The sequence below is a fragment of the Snodgrassella sp. W8132 genome (assembly GCF_016100865.1).
Lineage (GTDB): Bacteria > Pseudomonadota > Gammaproteobacteria > Burkholderiales > Neisseriaceae > Snodgrassella > Snodgrassella alvi.
The window spans coordinates 1-1,132 of sequence record NZ_JACFRQ010000012.1 but is presented as its reverse complement, the minus strand read 5'-3'; the positions used below and the strand labels follow the sequence as shown (position 1 = coordinate 1,132).

Sequence of the window (1,132 nt, the reverse complement as noted above, 5' to 3'; positions counted from 1 at the left end):
ATATATCATTAACAAAAATGAGTTTGCCACAATTGTCATTAAAATTAATGAAATGTTGTGCCTGATCAACTAAACCGGCGCTTATATAATTAGGGCTGTAAATAAATTATTTAAAATAAATTCATACTAAGCAGTAAATATCTTCTTTAAAAGAAAACCGGCGGATGCTGAAATTATGAATTAATATTAGATCCGGAATAATGCATAGTATTGAATTGTTTTATGTAATATAAAATGAAAAAGATGGTGTTTCTGCATATATAGAAGAATTATTGGGCTATATGGCAGAACAGGAACTGATCTATCGGGATAATATGGTATTACGCTGTGGCCGAAGCGGATATAGAAAAATTCTGCCAAATCCGATAAAGAGATAATATTTACCAGCAGGCTGTAAGCTTAAATAGCCACCAATCTAAGATATAGTATAGGGCAATTTGTTTTTAATAAAACAGATTAAATTAGCCTGATAAATACATATACCGTCATTAAATTTGTCTGTGCGATCAGAAAGTGCCGTTTTCAGTATCAGGTAAATTTATGGATATCTGAGCATAATCTGCCATGTAGACAGATTGCCACTATATAGGTAGAAAATATCTTCTCAGGCTATGGATGCTGCGTTTATCGCTATACCTATCGGCTACTTAATAATAGTAACAAATGTCCCTTGTTTTTAAATCAATAATTGCCAAATTTCCACCTCCTGTACCGAGTCGCCACGATTCTTCATTGAAGAAGCTAGGTTTATTTATTAGCACAATTTTACCCACTAGCTCAGATTCGAAATATAAATATCCATCATTAGTAACTTTGTCAAACTGACTATGCTCAGTATTGATGTATTTAAAAATTATTTTCTTGCATGAACACTTAGAATCCGGTTTTCCAGATGGTTCCCATTTTTTTCCAGATTGTAAAATACACCTATCAAATTCCCAGTCGAATTTCATTAATATGTTTTGATAATTTAAATCATATAAATAATGTTTAGCAAGTTTCGAGGTACATGTCAAAGGAAGGAATAAAATAAAAGCCATAAGCAGGATATAAAGTAACTTATTTATAATATACTTTTTTCTGTTAGATTTCTGCTTATTCATATATATTGGTAAATTATTGTCAAATAGAT

General features: G+C 30.8%; 1 protein-coding gene. It reads right to left on the bottom strand.

All coding sequences use genetic code 11. The features are described from left to right. Positions 1–647 precede the first annotated feature (647 nt). On the bottom strand, positions 648–1,132 hold a 485-nt coding region (locus tag H3U82_RS10915), incomplete at its 5' end, for a hypothetical protein (protein WP_232336169.1).